This is a genomic window from Duganella sp. HH101, assembly GCF_001758795.1.
Taxonomy (GTDB): domain Bacteria; phylum Pseudomonadota; class Gammaproteobacteria; order Burkholderiales; family Burkholderiaceae_D; genus Rugamonas; species Rugamonas rivuli.
Genome location: NZ_LRON01000014.1, coordinates 62,968 through 84,395 on the forward strand (window position 1 = coordinate 62,968; position 21,428 = coordinate 84,395).

Below are 21,428 nucleotides of genomic sequence, written 5' to 3' on the forward strand. Positions count from 1 at the left end.
TCAGGCCGCCAGCCGGTCTTCGGCCGGCGGGCCCCAGGTTTTCAGCCGGTACAGGCGCTGGCGGTAGTTCCCTTCCGGGCCGTCGGGGCCGTTGTCGATCTGGTCGAACAGGCGGCCGATGCGGTCCAGCGCCTGCCGCTCGCGCGCGGTGCGCAGCAGGACCAGGCGCCGCTTGCTGCGGCCGTAGCTGGCGCGGATGTCGACCACCAGGCAATGGCCCTGGTCGGCGGCCTTCACATCCAGCAGCAGCGCCTCCGCCCGGCTCAGGCCGAACAACCCGGCCAGCTCCAGCCGCGCCGCCAGCAAGGGCTGGCTTTCCAATACTTCACGCGGCATGCCGCCGAGAATCGCGTCGGCCCAGGCCGACGCCTTGGGCGCCGCGCCGATGCGCGCCAGCGCCGCCTCTGCCTCCGCGCAGCCCTGGGCCGCCGCCTTCTGCAGCCAATAGGCGGCGCGCACGTCGCTGTTTTCATCGGTGCGGCGGTTGCGCCACGCATACATGCCGCATTCCAGTTGCGCCAGGCCATGGCCCATGTCGGCCGCCCGCTCCAGGTAGCCCTGGGCCTCGGCCACGCTGCGCTGGGAAAACTCCGGTTTCAGATAGATGCGCGACAAGGCGTACCAGGCTTCGGCCAGGCCCTGCTCGCCGGCCTGCGTCAGCCAGCGTATCGCGCGTTTGAAATTGACGGCGGCTATGCCGTCCGCCTGCCGTTTGCCGTCGCCGTCCATGCGGGCGAACCACAGGCCCAGCGCCAGCTGGGCGTGGCGGTCGCCGCCGTGGGCGGCCAGTTCGCGGCAGTGGTGCAACGCGTTGCGGTGCTCGGGGTGCTGGTCGTACAGCTCGGCGCAGCGCGCCAGCAAGGTCAGCTGGGCTGTCGCCAGCGGCCAGTCGACGGCGCGGGCCGCTTCAGCGTCGGCCGGGGCGTCGGCCAGCAGCTTGCGCGCCAGCGGCAGCGCCCGTTGTAAAAACGCCGCACGATCGCCGTGCCAGGCTTGCTCCAGCACCGCGTACTGGGCGGCGGCCAGGCCGCTGTCGGCCGCCCGCGCCAGCCACTGCTGGCGGGCGCTGGCCCGGTGCGACGGCGGACTGCCCGGGCCGCGCCTGGCCGGCTGCGGCGCCGGCGACGCGGCCGACGGCGGCTGCGCGCCGGACTGGTGGGCCAGCAGCCATTGCGCCTCGGCCGAACCGGCGCGGGCGGCCGTCTCCAGCGCCTGCAGCGCCTTGTGGCGCAAATGCGACGCCTCGTGCCGCACCGCGGGCGACGCCGCTTGATTCAGTACCAGTTGCGCCAGCACCAGGCCGGCCTGCTCGACGCCGGCATCGTAGGCGCGGTCGTACCAGGACAGCACGGCCGGCAGGCAATGCTGGGCGTGCTCGAAAGGGACATAGCTGCCGATCAACATCCAGGCTTCATCCTGCTCCTGCAGGGCGGCACGGTTGAGCCAGTGCAGCGCGGTGGGCAGGCTGAGCGGCAAGCTGGCGCCGCCGAACAGGTAGAGCTTGCCCAACGCCAGCTGGCATACCGCATCTCCCGCGCGGGCCCCCCTGATGATCCCTAATTCTTCGCGATTAGCCATCGTCTCACTATTAGTCCGATTCATGGAGCGGGCGGTGCAGCTACGCTGTCTGTGCAGGTTCCGGCGACCGTTGCTACTTATGAGTGTAGCGTGCGATCCGCGCCACACCCTAAACAATCTGCGGGCGGCTTTGATTTCGCACAAGCGCCCCACCCCGCTCCGCCCTGTACGCTAGAGCTGTTTTGATGCCTGAATGAAAGGAAATAATAGGAAAACAGGCGCAAATGGCCTGCGTATCAAGCGTTTCAAAAATACAACAAGAAGCCCGGTTTCTTTGGCTTTCGACCAAAACTAGCCGTCATAATCAACCAATCCAGCGTGTTCGACCCGGTCAGATATTAAGGTTCCTATCATCCGAGGGTCGAAGTATGCGATCCGCTAGCTTTGGAAGTATGCATGTTCACTCATAAAGGAATAACTCAAATGAAAAAATCTTTAGTGGCTCTGGCTCTCATGGGCGTGTTTGCTGGCGCATACGCGCAATCGTCCGTGACCATCTATGGCACTGTAGATGCTGGCATTTCCAAACGCACTGGCACCACCACCATGGTCGGCAAGCGCGACAACAACAAACTCGGTTTCAAAGGCGTCGAAGATCTGGGCAGCGGCCTGAAAGCCATCTTCCAGCTGGAAATCCGCTACGAGCCGGACACCGGCACCATCGAAAACACCTCCGGCGCCAACAGCCGTCCGCTGTTCCAGGGCCAGAGCCGCGTCGGCCTGCAGGGCGACTTCGGTACCGTGCGCCTGGGCCGTGGCCTGACCGCCTTCCAGGAAACCAGCACCGCCTTCGAACCATGGAGCGGCCTGCCAGCCGTGGCCGGCTACCAGACCGACCTGCAAGTGGCCGGCTACACCAGCGATCCGCTGAGCCAGGTCGGCAACTCGGGCAACCGTTTCTCGAACGCCGTGTTCTATAACACCCCTGTGATCGGCGGCATCTTCCAGTTCAACGCCACCGTCGCCGCCAAGGAAGCCAACAACAGCCCGGCCATCATCGGCAAGGGCACGGCCGCCGCGCCGCAGTTCGCCGCCAACGCAGCGCCGCTGACCACGCCTTACTCGCTGAGCGCCACCGCCAACAGCGGCCCGTTCGCCGCCTACGCAGCCTACGAGAAAAACGCCATCGAAACCAAACTGTGGTCGATCGGCGCGTCGTTCAAGCCGGTCAACGACCTGAAACTGATGGGTTCCTACCAGAAGCAGGACCAGGCCAGCAGCACCCTGATCAATCCTAAGACCAAGGCCTGGATCCTGGGCGCCAACTACACCGTCGGCGCCGGCATGGTGCGCTTCGGCTACGGCCAGAAGACCCCGGACAACAGCCTGGGCAACCCGGCCCTGGTCAAGACCAAGCAAACCTCGGTCGGCTACGACTACAACCTGTCGGCCCGCACCTACCTGTATGTCGATGCCTCGAACAAGAAGGCAGCTACCACGCTGAATTTCTACAGCCTCGGTATCCACCACAACTTCTAAGCCGCGCAGTCGGCAAGAACTGCCGGCGCTTGGGTTGGGGAATGACGGGCATGGGCAACCATGTCCGTTTTTTTTCGTTTAGAATGGCTATGCCTTTCCACCTTCGCCAATAAAGTACCTCAATGACTGTCCCACTGGATCACACCCTCGTCGCGCAATACCTGACCGAACACCCGAATTTCTTCGAAGAGCATGCTGAACTGCTGGGGGAAATCAAACTGGCCAGCCCGCTGACGGGACGCGCCGTGTCGCTGCAAGAGCGCCAGATGGAAGTGATGCGCGACAAGTACAAGGCGCTGGAACTGCGCATGAGCAATCTGATGCGCCTGGCGTCGGAAAACGAAGCGATCGCCAACAAGTTCCACCGCTGGACCAAGGTGTTGCTGGAAGCCGAAGATGTGGGTTCCATGCCACACGCGGTGGTCAGCGGCCTGAAGTCGAGTTTTGATGTGCCGCAGGCCACGCTGCGCATCTGGGACACCGCCCCGGACTACCTGGGCGAATGGTTCGTCAACGGCGTGTCGGAAGATGCGCGCATCTTCGCCAACAGCCTGATGGCGCCGTATTGCGGCACCAACAAGGATTTCGAAGCCGTGCGCTGGCTGGAAGACGCCACCGGCATCACGTCCACCGTCATCATCCCGCTGCGCAAGCCGGGCAACAAGAACGCCTTCGGCCTGCTGATCCTCGGCTCGTCCGACCCGGCGCGCTTCACCTCGCTGATGGCCACCGATTTCCTGGTCCACATCGGCGAAACCACCAGCACCGCGCTGGCCTGGCTGCTGGCCTGAGCGACGCCGCCATGAGCGCCGATCCCGACCGCAAACTGGCCTGGATCGACGCTTACCTGGCCCAGCTGCGCGACCAGCGCCGGCTGTCGCCCCACACCGTCAGCGCCTACGGGCGCGATCTGCACGAATTGGCCAAACTCGTGGCCGGGCTGTCCGCCGGCCAGGACTGGCAGCAAATCGACCATTTCACCATCCGCCGCCTGACCGCCAAGCTGCACGCGCGCGCCCTCGATCCCCGTTCGATCGCCCGCAAGCTGTCCAGCTGGCGCGGCTTTTTCGACTGGCTGGGCGGCCAGACCGCGCTGGCGGCCAACCCGGTGCAGGGCGTGCGCGCCCCCAAGCGCGCCAGGACGCTGCCGCGCGCGCTGTCGGTGGACGACGCCGTGCAGCTGGTGGCGCCGTCCCGCCCGCACGCCGGCGCCGCCCCCGGGCCGGCCGAGCTGTGCAACCGCGCCATGTTCGAACTGTTGTATTCCAGCGGCCTGCGGGTGTCCGAGCTGGCCGGCTTGGACTTGACCGCCGGCAAGGACGCGCTCGGCTGGGTGGCGCTGGACAACCGCGAAGTGGTCGTCACCGGCAAGGGCAACAAGCAGCGCGTGGTGCCGGTGGGCGCCGCCGCGCTCGACGCGCTGGCGGCCTGGCTCGCCGTGCGGCCGGCGCCCGCCGACGGCGGCAACGCCCTGTTCCTCAGCACACGCGGCACGCGGGTCTCGCCGCGGGTGATACAACAGCGTTTGCAGGCCCATGGCGCGGCCCACGGCGCCCCGGTGCACGTGCACCCGCACATGCTGCGCCACTCGTTCGCCTCGCACGTGCTGCAGTCCTCGGGCGACCTGCGGGCGGTGCAGGAAATGCTGGGCCATTCCAGCATCAGCTCGACCCAGGTCTACACCGCGCTGGACTTCCAGCACCTGGCCGAGGTGTACGACAAGGCCCATCCGCGCGCCAAGGTGAAATAGCGCACCCTCGTACTGACGTTGCTCAATCGGACGAATTGCTAGCCCGGGCCGAATTCCGGCATAATCGACCGGTTGCATTTCTGCATTTGATCCCCATCTAGGGTTTCCTCCTAGACCAGACTGGTAAGCACCATGGCACTGATACCGACCACCATCCTCACCGGCTTTCTCGGCGCCGGCAAGACCACGCTGCTGAACCGCATCCTGCAGGAACAGCATGGCATGCGTATCGCCGTCATCGAAAACGAGTTTGGCCAGGAAAACATCGACAATGAAATCCTGGTGCAGGACAGCGGCGAACAGATCGTGGAGATGAACAACGGCTGCATCTGCTGCACCGTGCGCGGCGACCTGATCGTCGCCCTCAGCGGCCTGGCGCAGAAGCGCGAAGCCGGCGAACTGCACTTCGACCGCGTCGTCATCGAGACCACCGGCCTGGCCAATCCCGGCCCGGTGGCGCAGACCTTCTTCGTCGACGAGGAAGTGGGCACTCACTACATGCTTGACGCCGTGGTCACGGTGGTGGACGCCCGCCACGCCATGGACCAGCTGGACCAGCACGAGGAAGCCCAGCGCCAGGTCGGTTTCGCCGACAAGCTGCTGCTGTCCAAGACCGACCTGGTCAGCGCCGACGAGGTCGCCACGCTGACCGCCCGCCTCAAGCGCATCAACCCGCGCGCACCGATCAGCACGGCCGATTTCGGCCGCGCCCCGCTGTCCGAGGTGCTGGACCTGAAGGGCTTCAACCTGAACGACAAGCTGGAACTGGACCCGGATTTCCTGGAAACCGACCAGGCCCACGACGACGACCACGTGCACGACGAGCACTGCGGCCACCATCACACGCACGACCATGGCCACCACCACGAGGAACACGGCCACAACCACCACCACGCGCACCACAGCGACGATATCGCCGCTTTTGTGTTCAAAAGTACACGCCCGTTCGACACCGCCAAGCTCGATGAGTTCCTCGGCGGCCTGGTGAATGTCTACGGTCCTCGCATGCTGCGCTACAAAGGCGTATTGTTCATGAAAGACGCCGATCGCAAGGTCGTGTTCCAGGGCGTGCACCAGATCATGGGCAGCGACCTGGGCGCCAAATGGGGAGAAAACGACGTTCGTGGCAGCAAAATGGTATTTATCGGTAAAAATCTGCCGAAAGATATCTTTATTAGCGGTTTAGAACAATGTCTGGTATAAACTATCCGGGTTTTGTGGGGATGGCTAAATAGCCACAAACTCCGGGCTGATTAATTGAAAACTCTGTCGTATCGAAGGTAAGCGAAGTTATGACCACCAAAACTAATAAATCGACCCCCGCCGCCGCCGACCGCATCCTGACCGAAGAAGAAATTCTGAAGATGGATGAAAAGGATTATATGAATCCGGCGCAAATGGCCTTTTTCAAAGCCAAGCTGCAAGCGCTTGAAAAAGAGCTGTTGAAAAATGCCGGCGAAACCACCGAACACCTGCGCGAAACCGTGCTGGTGCCGGACCCGGCCGACCGCGCCACCATCGAAGAAGAACACGCGCTGGAACTGCGCACCCGCGACCGCGAGCGCAAGCTGCTGAAAAAGGTCCAGCAATCGATCGTCGCCATCGATGGCGGCGACTACGGCTGGTGCGAAGAAACCGGCGAACCGATCGGCATTCCACGCCTGATCGCCCGTCCGACCGCGACGCTGTCGCTGGAAGCCCAGCAGCGCCGCGAACTGAAGCAGAAACTGTACGGCGATTAATTCGCGACGACGTTAAAAAAAGCACGCAGCCGCGTGCTTTTTTTTACGGCCAACCATGAGGATCAGCGTGGGACTGTTCTCCATCTTCAAGAAGACCGACGCCGCCACCCAGCCCAACCCCGGCGACGATGACGAGGCCGCGCGCCTGGCCGCCAACAGCGAGCTCGAACGCCAGCAACAGCAGGCCCGCCAGCGCGAGATCGCCCGCGCCACCGCGATGAAGATCGACGCCATCGAATCGGCGATGACCTTCGACATCTTCAACGAACCCGAACCTGCCTGGGGCAGCCAGCGCGCCGCCCGGCCCGCCCGCCCCAAAGCCGCCGCCCACGCCGACGGCGGCCCCGACACCGAGGCGCTGGCCGACATCCCCACCACCCTGCTGCTGCGCGACGACGACCTGCCGCAGCTGGCCGTGGCCGCCGAAACCGCGCCGGTCGTGGAGGAAATCGCCATCCTGTACGCCAACGGCCAGGCCGCCGTGGCCGAACAGCTGCTCAGCGCCAGCCTGGCCGACGCCAACGGCGACCGCACCGTCTGGTGGATGCTGTTCGACCTGTACCAGGTGGGCGGCCAGCGCGACCGCTTCGACAACCTGTCGATCGACTACGCCAGCACCTTCGAAACCTCGCCGCCGCCGTGGAACGCGCCGGCCGCGCTGGCCGCCGCCTCGCCCGGCTGGGCCGGCCTGACGCCGACCGAAGCCTTCGCCGGCACGCTGGACCCGCATATCGCCGCCCAGCTGGAGCGCCTGCGCCTGGCCGCCGCCGACAGCCCGCTGCTGCGGCTGGAGTTCAGCCGCGTGACGGCGGTCGAGCCGGCCGGCTGCGCGCTGCTGCTCGACGCCCTGCGCAAGCTGCAGGCCCGGCAGCGCGAGCTGATCCTGGTGGGCGCCGACGGCCTGGCCGCGCTGATACGCGACGGCATCGCCATCGGCCGCCGCGACGATACCGAGGCGCCGTGGCTGCTGCTGCTGGAACTGCTGCAACTGCTCAACCGCGAAAAGGAATTCGAGGAGACCGGCATGGACTATTGCGTCACCTTCGAAGTGTCGCCGCCATCGTTCGTGGCGCCGCACAAGGTGGCCACCGCCACGGCCCAGCGGCCGGCGGCCTCCGTTTCGGCCGCGCCCGACCGCTTCATGCTGCCGCCGCAGCTGGAGGGCCAGCTCGGCCCTTTACTCGGCCAGATCCAGCACTATGCTGATCAGTACCAGACCCTGGTGTTCGACTGCTCGCGCCTGACGCGCATCGACTACGCCTGCGCCAACCAGCTGCACGCCAGCCTGGCGCCGCTGGGCAAGAAGATCGAGTTCCGCGACGTCAACCACCTGGTGACGGCGCTGCTGCGCCTGCTGGGCTATGCCGACATCGCCCGCATCTACCCGCATAAATACTGAAACTTGCAATTTCCAGGTCCAACCCCATTTTTCAGTCTTGAAGCAGTCCGCGTCATTACTTTGAGGTAACTATGGAACAATTTCACGGCACCACCATCCTGTGCGTGCGCCGCGGCAAGCAGGTCGCGCTGGGCGGCGACGGCCAGGTCACGCTGGGCAACATCGTCATGAAGGGCACGGCCCGCAAGGTGCGCAAGGTCTACCAGGGCAAGGTCCTGGTCGGCTTCGCCGGCGGCACCGCCGATGCCTTCACCCTGCTCGACCGCTTCGAAGGCAAGCTGGAAAAACACCAGGGCAACCTGCTGCGCGCCTCGGTCGAGCTGGCCAAGGACTGGCGCACCGACCGCGTGCTGCGCCGCCTGGAGGCGATGCTGCTGGTGGCCGACAGCGAATCGACGCTGGTGATCACCGGCAACGGCGACGTGCTGGAGCCGGAAGACGGCATCGGCGCCATCGGCTCCGGCGGCACCTACGCCCAGTCGGCGGCCAAGGCGCTGGTGGAAAATACGGAACTGTCGCCGTCGGAAGTCGTCAAAAAGTCACTGACCATCGCCGGCGAGTTGTGCATCTACACCAACCTGAACCACATCATCGAGACACTGGAACCAGCATGAACATGACTCCGAAGGAAATCGTCGGCGAACTCGACAAACATGTGGTCGGCCAGGGCAACGCCAAGAAGGCGGTCGCCATCGCGCTGCGCAACCGCTGGCGCCGCCAGCAGGTGGAAGAGCCGCTGCGCCATGAGATCACGCCGAAGAACATCCTGATGATAGGCCCCACCGGCGTCGGCAAGACCGAGATCGCGCGCCGCCTGGCCAAGCTGGCCGACGCGCCCTTCATCAAGATCGAAGCCACCAAGTTCACCGAGGTCGGCTACGTCGGCCGCGACGTCGACACCATCATCCGCGACCTGATCGACATCGGCGTCAAGCAGACCCGCTCGGCCGAGATGGCCAAGGTGCGCGCCCGCGCCGAGGATGCGGCCGAAGACCGCGTGCTCGACATCCTGCTGCCGCCGGCGCGCGACTTCGGCTTCCACCAGGCCGCGCCGACCGACGCGCCGAAGGAAGGCAAGGAAGGCGACAGCACCCGCCAGACCTTCCGCAAGCGCCTGCGCCAGGGCGAGCTGGACGACAAGGAAATCGAGATCGAGCTGGCCGAGAACGGCCCGCAGATGGAAATCATGGCCCCGCCCGGCATGGAGGAAATGACCGAGCAGATCAAGTCCATGTTCTCCGGCATCGGCGGCAGCCGCAAGAAGGCGCGCAAGGTCAAGATCAAGGAAGCGATGAAGGTGCTGATCGACGAGGAAGCCGCCAAGCTGGTCAACGACGACGAGATGAAGCAGAAGGCCATCCAGAACGTCGAGCAGAACGGCATCGTCTTCCTCGACGAGATCGACAAGATCGCCTCGCGCTCGGAAGTGGGCGGCGCCGACGTCTCGCGCGCCGGCGTGCAGCGCGACCTGCTGCCGCTGGTCGAAGGCACGACCGTCAACACCAAGTACGGCATGATCAAGACCGACCACATCCTGTTCATCGCCTCGGGCGCCTTCCACCTGGCCAAGCCGTCGGACCTGATCCCTGAGCTGCAGGGCCGCTTCCCGATCCGGGTCGAGCTGGAGTCGCTGTCGATCGCCGATTTCGAGCGCATCCTGACCAGCACCGACGCCTGCCTGACCAAGCAGTACGAGGCGCTGCTGGCCACCGAGAACGTCACCATCGAATTCGCGCCGGAAGGCATCACGCGGCTGGCGGAGATCGCCTACTCGGTTAACGAGCGCACCGAGAACATCGGCGCCCGCCGCCTGTACACGGTGATGGAAAAGCTGCTGGAAGAACTGTCCTTCACGGCCAGCGAAGACAGCGGCAAGCTGATCACCATCGACGCGGCCTACGTGAACGCGCGGCTCGATGCGCTGGCGGTCAACGAAGACCTGTCGCGCTACGTCTTGTAGGGAGTCGGGGTCATGGCGAACAAGGCATTGGCGACGCGGCAGAAGATGACGATACGGGTCGAGCCGTCGCAGAAGCCGCCGCGCAATCCGGTGGCGCTGGCGGCCAAGGCGCGCGCCGGCGGCGCCGGCCCGCACGCCAAGCCGGCGGCGACCGACCGCCAGGCGGCCAAGCGCCTGCTGGCCAGGATCAGCCTGAAGCCGGATCCGGAGGAAAAGTAGGCGTCGGCGGGCGCCGGTGGTGGCGCCCGCTCTCCGCTTGTCCGGTGCCATCCCTGCTGCGAGGGACAGCGTGCCCTAGTGTCCCCCACTTCCGTCCGATGTACCACCCGATTATTCCAAGCTTTGCTTTTCACGCCATCCGGTACCGTGCTACGATACCTTTTGTTTTTTTACCAAGGCAGGGTATGAGCTCACCGGAATTGCTGCTGCAAGTCTTGCGGACCCAGATGCGGGCCGCCGGCGTCACCTACAAAATGCTGGCCGAACGGATCGCCATGAGCGAATCGAGCGTCAAGCGCATGTTCGGCCAGCAGGACATGTCGCTGTCGCGGCTGGCGCAGATCTGCAAGGCGGCCGGGGTGGCGATGGAGGACGTGCTGCGCGGCGCCGCCGACGCCACGCCGCAGGCCGACGCGCTGACGCTGACCCAGGAAAAATCGCTGCTGGCGCAGCCGCACCTGCTGCTGATGGCGATCTGCTGCCTGGGCCACTGGACGCTGGAGCAGGTGCTGGAAACCTACAACCTGACCGAGCCCGAATGCATCATGCTGCTGGCCGAGCTGGACCGGCTGGGCGTGATCGAACTCAAGCCGATGAACCGCTACCGCCTGCGCGTGTCGAACGCCTTCCGCTGGCTGCCGGACGGCCCGGTGCAGCAATTTTTCCGCGAGCACGCGGTGCACGATTACTTCGGCGGCAGCTTCGACGGCGCCGGCGAAACGCTGCTGTGCCTGCCCGCGCGGCTGTCGCTGCCCAGCGCCGAGGAACTGGTGGGCCGCATCCAGCAGCTGGCCGGCGAACTGGCGCGGCTGCACCAGAGCGACCGCAAGCTGGCGCCGCACGAGCGCGACGGCTTCACGCTGCTGGTCGGCTTCCGCTCCTGGGAATTCGCCGCCTTCACCGCGCTGCGCCGCGCTGCGCCGCCGGCGCCGTCGACAACCGCCGCTACCAGATAGGGCCGAGGAACAGATAGGCGCTGCTGTTGCCGCCCTTGGTGGTGCCGGCGCCCAGGTACAGCGGACCGAAGCGCGTATCGACCGCGAAGAAGCCGCTGGCCGCCTGGTGCAGCGAACCCCAGCGCAACGGGCTGGTCGGGCTGTACGCGCCGCCCGCCTCCAGCGAAAAGCCCAGCCGCACATCGCCGCCCAGCGCGGCCGGCATCGCGCCTATGCTGCGCGCCATCACCACCCGTCCCAGCAGCGTGCGGTCGCCGATGATGGATTGCGGCGTCGAACCCGACAGGCGCAGGAAGCCGCCCAGGTTGTTCGCCGACCCGCTGCCCTGGCTGCGCGACCATTCCGCATACACATGGCCGGCCCAGCGGTCCACATGGAAGGCTTGCAAGCCCTGCACGCTCTGGCGCGTCGGCACGGCGCCGCTGGCGCCGCTGTGCATCAGGCGCTCCCAGTCCAGCGAGAACAGCGTGCCGCGCGTCGGAAAGGCCACCGTGTCGAGGCTGTCGATGTTGAAGCTCAGCCGCTGGATGGTCTGTATCTCGCTGAGCTCGGTGCGGTCTTCCGGTATGCTCTGGTGGTACACCTGCTTCTCGCGCGACACGCCGTAGCGTATGTCGCCCCAATGGCCCAGCTGGCGCCCCAGCGCCACGCTGCCGCTCTGGCTGTTGTAGGCATAGCGCGCCTGGCGGAAGCCGGTCTCGTTGAAGATATCGACGGCCGCCGAATTGTATTGCAGCGCCGGCGCCACATACCATTGCGAACCGGCGCCCAGCGGCTGCCAGAACTGCACGCCCACCGCGCGCTCGGTGCCGACGCGGCCGACGGTGCGCAGCTCGGCGCCCCAGTCGTTCAGCGACGACAGCACATGCATCACCTTGAGCTCGAAGGCATTGTTCTCGGTGAAATCGCTGCTCAGCTCCAGGCCCACGCGCAGGCGGCTGCGCGCCCAGTCGGCCTCGGTCGGCTTGATCAGCACGCTGCGGCCATCCTTGTCGTCATGGACTTCGGTTTCCACCCGCGCCAGGTCGCCGCGGCCGAACAGCTGGTTGCCGGCCGCCTGCGCCTGCTCGTTGGTGACGAGCTGCCCGAGCTGCAGGCCGGACTGCACTTCCAGTTCCTTCGGATTGATGCGGCCGCTCGGCGCCACCTCCAGCTTGGCCAGCCGCACCGGCTGGTCTATGCCCACCGGCGCCGACAGGCGCTTGATTTCGTACGCCGCATACTGCGCCTCCGGCAACGCCAGCTTGACCAGCTGCGCGCTCATCGAGCGCACCGCCGCCTCGCCGGCCTTCATCGCACGGTCGTGGCGGGCGAAATCGAGGAAGCCGATGCCGCCCAGGTCGGGCGCGATCAGCACATCGTCGCGGCGCAGCTCCTTGAGCGAGCGCTGCACGTTCTGTTCGGTCAGGATCTGCAGCATCTGCTGCGCCACGCTGACCGCGCTGATCAACTCCTTCTCCTGCGCCAGCGGCGTGCCGACGTTGACGGCGATGATGATGTCGGCGCCCATCTCGCGCGCCACGTCGACCGGCAGGTTGCGCACCAGGCCGCCGTCCACCAGCAAGCGCTGGTTGACCCGCACCGGCGCGAACACGCCCGGCACCGCCAGCGAGGCGCGCATCGCCAGGAACAGCGGCGTGTCGTTCAGTTCCACCAGCTCGCCCGTGACCAGGTCCGAGGCCACCGAGCGGAACGGCAATTGCAGCAGGTTGACCGGCTTGTCGCGCGCGCCGTGCGGCAGCACGCGGGTCAGCGCCAGCTCCAGCGCCTCGTTGCCGGCGGCGGCCGGCGGCAGCGAAACGCCATCCAGCTTGGCGCCGAACTCGATGCGCGACGGCAGCAGCAAATCCTCCTCGCGGCGGCGATACACCAGCTCATCGCGCGGCGGACGATCCGCCACCACGGCGTTCCAGTCGGTGCGGCGCGCCAGCTGCTCCAGCTGTTCGACCGAACTGCCGGCCGCATAGGCGCCGCCGACCACGCTGCCCATGCTGGTGCCGACCACGAAGTCGACCGGCACGCGCAGCTCCTGCAGCGCGCGCAGCACGCCGATGTGGGCGAAGCCGCGCGCGCCGCCGCCGGACAGCACCAGCGCGACCTTGGGACGCGGCTTGATCGAAGCGTCAGGCGCGACCGAGGTGGCGGTCGACGTCGGGGTTTGCGCGGCGGCAGGCAGGCCGATTGCGGCCGCCAACAAAAAACCGCAGCAAAAAGCTGCGGCCAGGGTACGGGGTATGACCATGGGGATGTCCTATTGGGTGCGGTCGGAACCGGGAACGGGAGCAACGATGGTGGACGACACGCTGGACCGCTGCGGTGGCTGCGGCGGCTGTTGCGGCGGCGCCTGCGGTGTCGGCGGCGCGATCGGCGGCAGGGGTTGCTGGCCCGGGCCGGGCAGCAGCGACGGCGGCTGGCCGCCGGCCGCTGCGGCGCCAGCGCCGGTATCGGCGACCAGCTCCACGCGCTTGAGCGCCCCGCCTTCCGACAGCACCACATACTTGGGATGCACTTCCTTGACTGTCACGCCGGGCACCACCTCGCGGCCCACGCCCAGCGCCAGCGGCGGCTGGCCGTCGACCACGATGATGGCGGCGCTGTCTTCGCCGCGCGCGGCGATCACGCCCCTGAGCTGGTAGTTGCTGACGGCGGCGACGGTGATCTGGCCGCCGAACAGGCCCTTGGCGGCCTCGATGTTCAGGGCCATGGGGGCCTGCTGCGGCGGCGCGGCGATGGCGCGCTGCTGCGGCTTGAACAACTGCAGTCCCCAATAGGCCAGCGAGGCCGACAACAGCACCACGGCAAGAACGGTAACGACTAATGGCAAACGCTTCATGATTCTCTTGCTTCCTCTGTCAGCGTACCAGCTGATTGATTTCGATGATAGGCATCAGCACCGCCAGCACGATCAGCAGCACCACCACGCCCATCGCCAGGATCAGCGCCGGCTCCAGCAGGCCGGCGATGGTCAGCGTGCGGCGTTCCAGGTCGGCTTCCTGCGCGGCGGCGGCGCGGTCCAGCATGGCCGGCAGCTCGCCGGTGATTTCGCCGGCGCGGATCATGTGGATCAGCATGGGCGGGAAATGCTTTTGCGCCGACAGCGAACGCGCCAGGCTCACGCCCTCGCGCACGGCGTCGCTGGCCTCGCCCACCAGCTCGCGCATGGCGACGTTGGACAGCGTATCGCGGCTGGTCTCCAGCGCGCGCAGTATCGGCACGCCGGAACCGGTGGTGATCGCCAGCGTGCTGGCGAAGCGCGCCGTGTTCAGGCTGCGCTCGAATTTTCCGTACAGCGGCGCGGTCAGCAGCCAGGTGTGCCAGCGCCGCTTCAGCGCCGGATTCTGCAGCGCCCGGCGCCACATGAACCACGCGCCCACCAGCAGGATCGCCACCACGATGCCGTAGTTGCGCACGAAGTCAGACACCGCCAGCATGACGATGGTCAGGATGGGCAGCTTCTGCTTGGTGTTGGCGAACACCGAGACGATCTGCGGCACCACGTAGGTCAGCAGGAAGATCACGATGGAAAACGCCACCACCGTCACGATGGCCGGATAGGTGAAGGCCAGCCGCACCTTCTGGATCAGGGCGTTGCGGCGCTCGATGTAGTCGGCGAGGCGCGACAGCACGCGCGACAGCTGGCCGATCTGCTCGCCGGAAGCCACCAGCGCGCGGTAGATCTCGGCGAAGTCGCGCGGATGCCGTCCCAGCACGTCGGACAGCGCGGCGCCGCCTATCACTTCGGAGCGGATCGAGGCGATCAGGTCGCGCATATAAGGACGTTCGGCCTGCTCCAGCAAGGCGGTGAAGGCCTGCTCCAGCGGCAGCCCCGCCTCCAGCAGGCTGGCCAGCTGGCGCGTGAACAGCGCCAGCTCGGTGGCCGACAGGCGCTCGCCGAAGCCGCGGCTCTTGGTCACGCCGGCGGCGTCGACCTGCGCGGCGATGGCGTCCACCTTGAGCGGCACCAGGCCTTGCGTGCGCAGCTCGGAGCGGGCCGAGCGCGCGCTGTCGGCATTGAGCACGCCCTTCTTGGTGGCGCCGCCGGCGTCGACGGCTTCATAACGGAATGCGGGCATCGTCGGTCGCCTAGTCTTTGGTCACGCGCAGCAGTTCGGCCTGCGTGGTGATGCCGGCGGCCAGCCAGCGCTCGCCGTCTTCGCGCATGGTCTGCATGCCGCCCGCCACCGCCGCCGTCTTGACCTCGGCCTCGGAAGCGCGGTTGTGGATCTGCGCGCGGATCTGCTCCGTGGTCTGCAGGAATTCGTAGACGCCGACCCGGCCCTGGTAGCCGGTATGGCCGCAATGCTCGCAGCCCACCGCGTGCCACTGCTGGCCGTCGAAGCTCTTGCAGCTGCCGCACAGTTTGCGCACCAGCCGCTGCGCCAGCACGCCCAGCAGCGACGACGACAGCAGGAAGGGCTCGATGCCCATGTCCAGCAATCGCGTGACGGCGGCGGCGGCGTCGTTGGTGTGCAAGGTCGCCAGCACCAGGTGGCCGGTCAGCGAAGCCTGCACCGCGATCTGCGCGGTTTCCAGGTCGCGGATCTCGCCGATCATGATCACGTCCGGATCCTGGCGCAGGATGGCGCGCAGCGCCTTGGCGAAGGTCATGTCGATGCGCGGGTTGACCTGGGTCTGGCCGACGCCGTTCAAGTCGTACTCGATCGGGTCTTCCACCGTCATGATGTTGGTGGTGGCGGCGTTCAGCAGCGACAGCGCGGCGTACAGCGTGGTGGTCTTGCCGGAGCCGGTCGGCCCCGTCACCAGCACGATGCCGTGCGGCTGGTTGATCAGCGCATCGAACTGCGGCAGCATCGCCTCGCTCATGCCCAGGTGGTTCAGGTCCAGCCGGCCCGCTTCCTTGTCCAGCAAACGCAGCACCGCGCGTTCGCCGTGGCCGGTCGGCAGCGTCGAGACGCGCACGTCGACCGGCTTGCCGCCGATGCGCAGCGTGATGCGGCCGTCCTGCGGCAGGCGCTTCTCGGCGATGTCCAGCTGCGCCATGATCTTGATACGCGAGATCAGCGAACCGTGGATGGCCTTGCGCGGACGGACCACGTCGCGCAGCGAACCGTCGACGCGGAAGCGCACCACCGAGGTCTGCTCGAACGGCTCGATGTGGATGTCCGATGCGCTGTCGCGCAGCGCCTGCGTCAGCAGCGCGTTGATCATGCGGATCACCGGCGCGTCGTCCGACGATTCCAGCAGGTCCTCGATGGCCGGCACGTCCTGCAGCAGCTTGGTCAGATCGAGGTCGGCGTCGAATTCCTCGGCCACCATCGAGGCGTTGCCGCCCGAGCTGGCGTAGGCCGCGGCGATGGCGGTTTCCAGGTCGGCGCGCGGCATGCTCTTGAGCTGGACGCGGCCGAAACGGCGCGACACTTCGGCGATGGCGGCCGGCGCGGTGGCGCCGCAGACCAGCACGTCCACCGTGTGTTCGGCTTCGTCGCTCTGCTGCGCCAGCACGACGAAGTCGCGGGCGAAGGCGTAAGGGAGGAGATTGCTCATATCACTTTTGCTTGGCTGGTTCGGCGGCGCCAGGCTCGCGCAGCGGTATCGGCGAGGACGGCAGCGGACGCGCCATCGTCGTGCCGCCGACCGGCGCGCCGTCCTTCAGCACCGGCAGCGTCGGCTGGCCATAGTCCTTGACCAGGATGCTTTCCGGCGGCTGGATCGCGTCCTGCTGCGCGCGCATGTAGTCGTAGCGGTCGCTCGCCAGCGAAGTGCTCTGCTCCTTGTTGCGGATCACCACGGGGCGCAGGAACACCATCAGGTTGGTTTTCTTGCGGCTGCGGTTCTGGTACTTGAACAGATTGCCCAGCACCGGAATGTCGCCCAGGCCGCGCACCTTGTTCACGCCGTCGCCTTCGGTGTCTTCGATCAGGCCGCCCAGCACGATGATCTGGCCGTCGTCGGCGATGACGTTGTTCTCGATCACGCGCTTGTTGATGGTGATGCCGGCGGTCGCCGTCAGCGTGGTCTTGTCGACGCTCGACGTCTCGTGATAGATCGCCAGCTTGACCGTGCCGCCCTCGGAAATCTGCGGACGCACTTTCAGCGTCAGGCCCACTTCCTTGCGGTCGATGGTCTGGAACGGATTGTTGTTGGTGCCGGAGGTGGTGGTGAACTGGCCGGTCAGCACCGGCACGTTCTGGCCGACCGAGATGGTGGCCAGCTCGTTGTCGAGCGTGATCATGTTCGGCGTCGACAGCACGTTGGCGTTGCCGTCCGATTCCAGCGAGCGCGCCAGCGCGCCCAGTCCCAGGCCGCCGGCGACCTGCTTGAACACGCCGATGGTCAGGCCTGCGCCCGGCAGCGCCGGGCCGCTGGTGCTCGCGGTGCCCTTGTTGAGCAGCTGGGTGGCCAGCGTGCCGATGTTGTTGCCGCCGCTCGAATACGACTGCAGGCCGCCGACGCGGTAGGTGCTGTTCTCGTTGCCGGTCGCGCCGACCCACTGCACGCCGAACTCGGACGCCTTGTCGGACGAGACTTCGACGATCAGCGATTCGATGTAGACCTGCGCGCGGCGCACGTCGAGCATGTCGATCACGGCGCGCAGGTTGCGGTACACCGATTCCGGCGCGGTGATAATCAGGGTGTTGGTGGTGGAATCGGCCTGGATGTAGCCGGCCGTGCCGCCGCCGCCGCCCGGCGTCTGGCCGGTGCCGGTCAGCAGCGGGTTGGTCGGGCCGCTGCTGCTGCCGGCGCCGCTGCTGTTGCCGCCGAAGCCGCCGGTATTGCTGCTTTGCCCGCCCTGCCCCTGGCCCTGGGTCAGGCCGCCCTGGCCGCCGCCGCTGACGCCGGTGGCGTTGGGCGCCGAGGTGTCGCCCGACACCACCGAGCGCAGCGTCTGCGCCAGCTTGGCCGCTTCCGCGTTCTTCAGGTAGACCACGTGGACGTTGCCCAGTTCCTGGGTCGGCTGATCGAGCTTGGCGATCAGCGACTTGGCCAGGTTGGAGCGGGCCGCCCACGGCGCCCGCAGCACCAGCGAATTGGTGCGCGGATCGGCCAGCACGCTGACCTTGCCCGCGTCGCCGGCGCCGGCGCCGGAGTCCATCAGTTTGTTGACCATGGCCGCCAGGTCGCTGGCGATGGCGTAGCGCACCGGGATCACATCGAGGTCGGCGACGGCCGGCGCGTCCAGCGCGGCGACGATCTTGGCCAGGCGCTTGACGTTGTCGGCGTAGTCGGTGACGACCACGGTGTTGTTGCCCGGGTTGGCGTTGATGGTGTTGTTCGGCGAGATCAGCGGACGCAGCACCGTCACCACGTTGGCCGCCGACTCATAGTTCAGGTGGAAGATCTGGCTGACGATCTGGTCGCCCTTGGCCGAGGCCTGGCTGGCGCCGACCTGGGTCGGTCCGGCCTGCAGCTTGGCGTCCGCTTCCGGCACCACCTTGGCGTAGCCGTCGCCGCTGACCACAGCATAGCCCTGCAGGCGCAGCGCGGAAGTGAGCAGGCCGAAGGCTTGCGATTTGGTGACGGGCTTCTCCGACACCACCGTCAGCGTGCCTTTGACGCGCGGGTCGATGACGAAGGTGATGTTGGTGTAGTGGCCGACCGCCTTGATCACCGACTCGATGTCGGCGCCGACGAAGTTCAGCGCGGCGTCGTCGGCCGCGGCGTGGGCAGCAAGCGGCAGCATGGCCAGCAAGGGGGCGACGACCGGCGCCACGCTGGTTGCGCAGCACAGCATCGCGCCCGCGCTCAGGCGGCGCAGCGCGGGAAGATTGGATTTGCTCACGGACTGTTTTTTCATTGTCTGAACTTTTATCTGAACTTAGTGGAACTCTAAAGCGATGATGTTGCGCTCACTATTCGGTTTGCGCTGGCCCAGCAAATTCAACAGGTTGGCCAGCTGCTCCTCAAATCCTTTTGCTGCCTCGGCCTGCCCGGAAAACTGCAGGCGGCCGTTATTCAGGTTGCCGGTCCCGCTCAACAACAGCGGTCCCTTGACGGACTTCAGCGTCAGCGCCGCCGACTGGCCATGCCAGTCCAGCGCCAGCGCATAGCTGCCCAGCGGCCGCACCGACGACAGCCGCGAAGCCATGTCCGTCATCTCCAGCGTGGTGCGGCCGTTGATCGTCGCCTGGCGGTCGACCAGCGCCAGCTCCAGCGCGGTCCACGACAGCCGCATCGTGCCGCTGGGCGCCACCGTGTTCAGCGGCGCGCCCAGTCCGGCCAGGCCTTCGGCCGGCAGCAGCAGCGCCGACGGACTGAGTTGCCATTGCGACCAGCTGCCCTTGAAGGTCAGCGGCTGCGCCAGCGCTGCGCTGTTCTCCAGCTGCAGGTCGACCATGCCGACCAGCGCCAGCGGCGAAATCTTCCAGCTGAAACGGCCCGGCAGCAAGGGCGTGACCGGGCTGTTGCCGCCGGCCGCGCCGCCGATAAAGGCCGAACCGCGCCACAGCGTACCCTGCGCGTCTCCCAGCGTCAAACGGCCTCCCGTGCGCTGCTCCACCAGGGATCCCAGCCAGGCCGCCGGGAAGAACACCGCCAGCGTCGCCGCCACGCTCAGCGCGACGGTCAGCAACCATAGCACGGCGCGCTTCATGGACAGCCTTTTTGCGTCATTGGCCGCTCGCATTCTGGCGCAGCGTCAGCGTGGCGTTGACCATGCCGGCGGTATCCTGCGCGCTGATGTTCGCTTCCGACACGGCGATGCGGCTTTCGGTGCGGATCGCGTCCAGCCAGACGATCAGGCCCGGGAAGGGCACGCCGTTCAGCTGCAGCTTGGCGTATTCGCCGGTGACGGCCACCGATTGCGCCGTCAGGCCGCGCGCGGCCAGGCCGGTGTTGAGCATCTCGCGCGTCATCGGCGCCGGGGCGATGGTGTTCTGGCCGCGCAGCGCGGCCGCTTCCAGTCCCAGCGCCTGCAACTCGGCCGCCTGCTGGCGCAGCTCCGGCAGCGACTTGCGCAGCTTGGCGCCGCCGTCCAGCGCCGGCGCGACCAGCAGCGAATAAAACAGCGCCAGTCCCAGCACGGCGCCGCCGACGCCGAGGAACTTGCGTTCCTGCTCGGTGCGCTCGATCCAGAAGGCCGAGGCGCGGGCGCGGTAGTCTTGTATGGTTTGGGTCAGCTTGCTCATGATTTTCCTCCGCCCGCGCCGTTCAGCGGACGTATTTGCCAGGTGCCCGGCGTCGCTTCCGACAGGTCCAGCTTGCGCGCCGCCAGCGCGGAGCGCAGCTGCGCCAGCGCGCCCGCGTCGACGGTGTTGGGCTTGACCTTGATCTGCAATGCGCGCTCGCGGTACTCCAGCGTGGCGATGATGTCCTTGCGCGGCAACACGCCCAGCGCTTCCCCGAGGGCGGCGCTGAGCGCGGTGAATTCATCGGCGGCCGGCTGGCCGCCGTCGGCCTTGGCCAGCGAGATATTCTTGCGCATCTGCGCGGCCGGGTCGAGTATCACCGCCTCCTTGGGATAGGCGGCCTTGAATGTCTGCAGCATGGACAGGCTGATGGCGGAGGCCTCGCGCTTGAGGCGCAGCCATTCGATGTTCAGGCCCGCCACGTTGACCAGCAGCGCCAGCAAGGCGATGCGCAGCGGCCAGCGCCAGCGCTGCCACTGGCGCGCGTTGGCGCCGCTGGCGCCCAGCGCCGGCGCCAGGTCCAGCCCCGCAGTGCGCGAGGCGGCCACCCAGTGTGCCCAGTGGTCTTCCATCAGCGTGATGCCATGGCCGGCTTCGATGCCCGCCACCAGCGGCGCGAACTGCGCCATCTGCGGCGGCGCCAGGTACAGCGTGACCGGCTCGTCGCCCGCCATCGCCCGCAGCGTCTGTAGCGCGGCCTGCGGCTGCGCCGGCAGCGTCAGGCCCAGGCCCATGGTCTGCGACTGGCGCAGTATCAGTTCGAAACCGCTGTCGCCGGTGCTCAGCGCGGCCGAGACGGAGCCCGGCTGGAACGGCAGGCACAGTTGCGCCGGCAGCACCGAGACGTGGTGCGCGCCCTGCGCCAGCAGCGCCTTGACCAGCACCTCGATCCAGCTGCGCTGCACCACCGCCACCGTGCGGCCGCCTTCGGCGTCGGCCGGGCCGGCCGCCAGCACGCAGTCGGCCGGATCGCCCAGCACCTGTTCTTCCACCAGCGCCGGCAGCGCGGCCTTCAGGCGCGCGGCCGACAAGGGTGGCGCCACCACGCGCAGCAGGGTGACGTCGGCGGCGGCCAGCAGCAGCACCACGCGCCGCGAGGAAGCCACCAGGTCCGCCAGGTTGCCCAGCGCGGACGCGCCCTGTTGCAGCAGATTGCCGCCGTCGCCCACCAGCGCGAACGGGCAGGTCTGGGCCGCGCCGCTGTCGACGCTGGCCTTGGCCGGATAGCGGATAAGTAGTGTAGTCAAAGGGTCTCGCTT

The 21,428-nt window shown here is 67.0% G+C and carries 19 protein-coding genes; 10 read left to right on the forward strand and 9 right to left on the reverse strand.

Annotated elements, in window-relative coordinates:
• Window positions 1-1,578, reverse strand: coding sequence for a tetratricopeptide repeat protein (locus DUGA2_RS21155; RefSeq protein WP_070271460.1), 1,578 nt, complete (start codon window positions 1,576-1,578; stop codon window positions 1-3).
• A gap of 423 nt (window positions 1,579-2,001) precedes the next feature.
• On the opposite strand from DUGA2_RS21155, the gene DUGA2_RS21160 reads away from it, so the two are divergent.
• The 10 genes from DUGA2_RS21160 to DUGA2_RS21205 all read left to right on the forward strand — a co-directional run bounded on the left by DUGA2_RS21160 (window position 2,002) and on the right by DUGA2_RS21205 (window position 11,083).
• Window positions 2,002-3,057: a porin gene (locus DUGA2_RS21160; RefSeq protein ID WP_070271461.1), complete on the forward strand. Its 1,056-nt coding sequence runs from the start codon at window positions 2,002-2,004 to the stop codon at window positions 3,055-3,057.
• Between the two features lie 122 nt (window positions 3,058-3,179).
• The gene (locus DUGA2_RS21165) at window positions 3,180-3,848 is read left to right on the forward strand and encodes a DUF484 family protein (protein ID WP_070271462.1); all 669 of its coding nucleotides are present in this window, start codon (window positions 3,180-3,182) and stop codon (window positions 3,846-3,848) included.
• Window positions 3,849-3,859: 11 nt separating this feature from the next.
• The gene (xerC, locus tag DUGA2_RS21170) at window positions 3,860-4,807 is read left to right on the forward strand and encodes a tyrosine recombinase XerC (protein ID WP_070271463.1); all 948 of its coding nucleotides are present in this window, start codon (window positions 3,860-3,862) and stop codon (window positions 4,805-4,807) included.
• Window positions 4,808-4,939: 132 nt separating this feature from the next.
• A complete protein-coding gene (locus DUGA2_RS21175) occupies window positions 4,940-6,010 on the forward strand; it encodes a GTP-binding protein (RefSeq protein WP_070271464.1) in 1,071 nt (356 codons plus the stop codon).
• Between the two features lie 89 nt (window positions 6,011-6,099).
• Entirely contained in the window at window positions 6,100-6,549 is a 450-nt protein-coding gene (gene dksA / locus DUGA2_RS21180; RefSeq protein ID WP_070271465.1) for an RNA polymerase-binding protein DksA, read from the forward strand.
• 55 nt (window positions 6,550-6,604) lie between these two features.
• Complete coding sequence (locus DUGA2_RS21185; RefSeq protein WP_070271466.1) at window positions 6,605-7,948, forward strand: STAS domain-containing protein; 1,344 nt, start codon at window positions 6,605-6,607, stop codon at window positions 7,946-7,948.
• Between the two features lie 71 nt (window positions 7,949-8,019).
• Entirely contained in the window at window positions 8,020-8,562 is a 543-nt protein-coding gene (gene hslV, locus DUGA2_RS21190; protein ID WP_070271467.1) for an ATP-dependent protease subunit HslV, read from the forward strand.
• Window positions 8,559-9,908, forward strand: coding sequence for an ATP-dependent protease ATPase subunit HslU (gene hslU, locus DUGA2_RS21195; RefSeq protein ID WP_070271468.1), 1,350 nt, complete (start codon window positions 8,559-8,561; stop codon window positions 9,906-9,908). The genes hslV and hslU overlap by 4 nt, the downstream gene beginning before the upstream one ends.
• Before the next feature lie 12 nt (window positions 9,909-9,920).
• A complete protein-coding gene (locus tag DUGA2_RS21200) occupies window positions 9,921-10,127 on the forward strand; it encodes a hypothetical protein (RefSeq protein ID WP_008443981.1) in 207 nt (68 codons plus the stop codon).
• A 185-nt stretch (window positions 10,128-10,312) separates the two neighbouring features.
• Window positions 10,313-11,083 (forward strand): helix-turn-helix transcriptional regulator, encoded by a 771-nt coding sequence (locus DUGA2_RS21205; RefSeq protein ID WP_070271469.1) that lies wholly within the window; start codon window positions 10,313-10,315, stop codon window positions 11,081-11,083.
• On the opposite strand, the gene DUGA2_RS21210 is transcribed toward DUGA2_RS21205, so the two are convergent.
• The 8 genes from DUGA2_RS21210 to gspL are packed head-to-tail and all read right to left on the reverse strand — an operon-like array spanning window position 11,073 to window position 21,416.
• Window positions 11,073-13,325, reverse strand: coding sequence for a patatin-like phospholipase family protein (locus tag DUGA2_RS21210; protein ID WP_070271470.1), 2,253 nt, complete (start codon window positions 13,323-13,325; stop codon window positions 11,073-11,075). The genes DUGA2_RS21205 and DUGA2_RS21210 overlap by 11 nt on opposite strands.
• 9 nt (window positions 13,326-13,334) lie before the next feature.
• Entirely contained in the window at window positions 13,335-13,916 is a 582-nt protein-coding gene (locus DUGA2_RS21215) for a type II secretion system protein N (RefSeq protein WP_070271471.1), read from the reverse strand.
• A 19-nt stretch (window positions 13,917-13,935) separates the two neighbouring features.
• Window positions 13,936-15,156, reverse strand: coding sequence for a type II secretion system inner membrane protein GspF (gene gspF, locus DUGA2_RS21220; RefSeq protein ID WP_070271472.1), 1,221 nt, complete (start codon window positions 15,154-15,156; stop codon window positions 13,936-13,938).
• Between the two features lie 10 nt (window positions 15,157-15,166).
• Window positions 15,167-16,588, reverse strand: a complete 1,422-nt coding sequence (gene gspE, locus DUGA2_RS21225; protein ID WP_070271473.1) for a type II secretion system ATPase GspE — start codon at window positions 16,586-16,588, stop codon at window positions 15,167-15,169.
• 1 nt (window position 16,589) lies between these two features.
• Window positions 16,590-18,839: a type II secretion system secretin GspD gene (gspD, locus tag DUGA2_RS21230; protein ID WP_070271474.1), complete on the reverse strand. Its 2,250-nt coding sequence runs from the start codon at window positions 18,837-18,839 to the stop codon at window positions 16,590-16,592.
• A gap of 21 nt (window positions 18,840-18,860) precedes the next feature.
• Window positions 18,861-19,634 carry a type II secretion system protein N gene (locus DUGA2_RS21235; RefSeq protein ID WP_070271475.1) on the reverse strand — a complete coding sequence of 258 codons (774 nt, stop codon included), beginning with the start codon at window positions 19,632-19,634 and terminating at the stop codon, window positions 18,861-18,863.
• Window positions 19,635-19,650: 16 nt separating this feature from the next.
• Window positions 19,651-20,169, reverse strand: a complete 519-nt coding sequence (gspM, locus tag DUGA2_RS21240; protein WP_070271476.1) for a type II secretion system protein GspM — start codon at window positions 20,167-20,169, stop codon at window positions 19,651-19,653.
• Entirely contained in the window at window positions 20,166-21,416 is a 1,251-nt protein-coding gene (gene gspL, locus DUGA2_RS21245) for a type II secretion system protein GspL (RefSeq protein WP_070271477.1), read from the reverse strand. Before gspL ends, gspM begins: the two co-directional genes overlap by 4 nt.
• Window positions 21,417-21,428 lie beyond the last annotated feature (12 nt).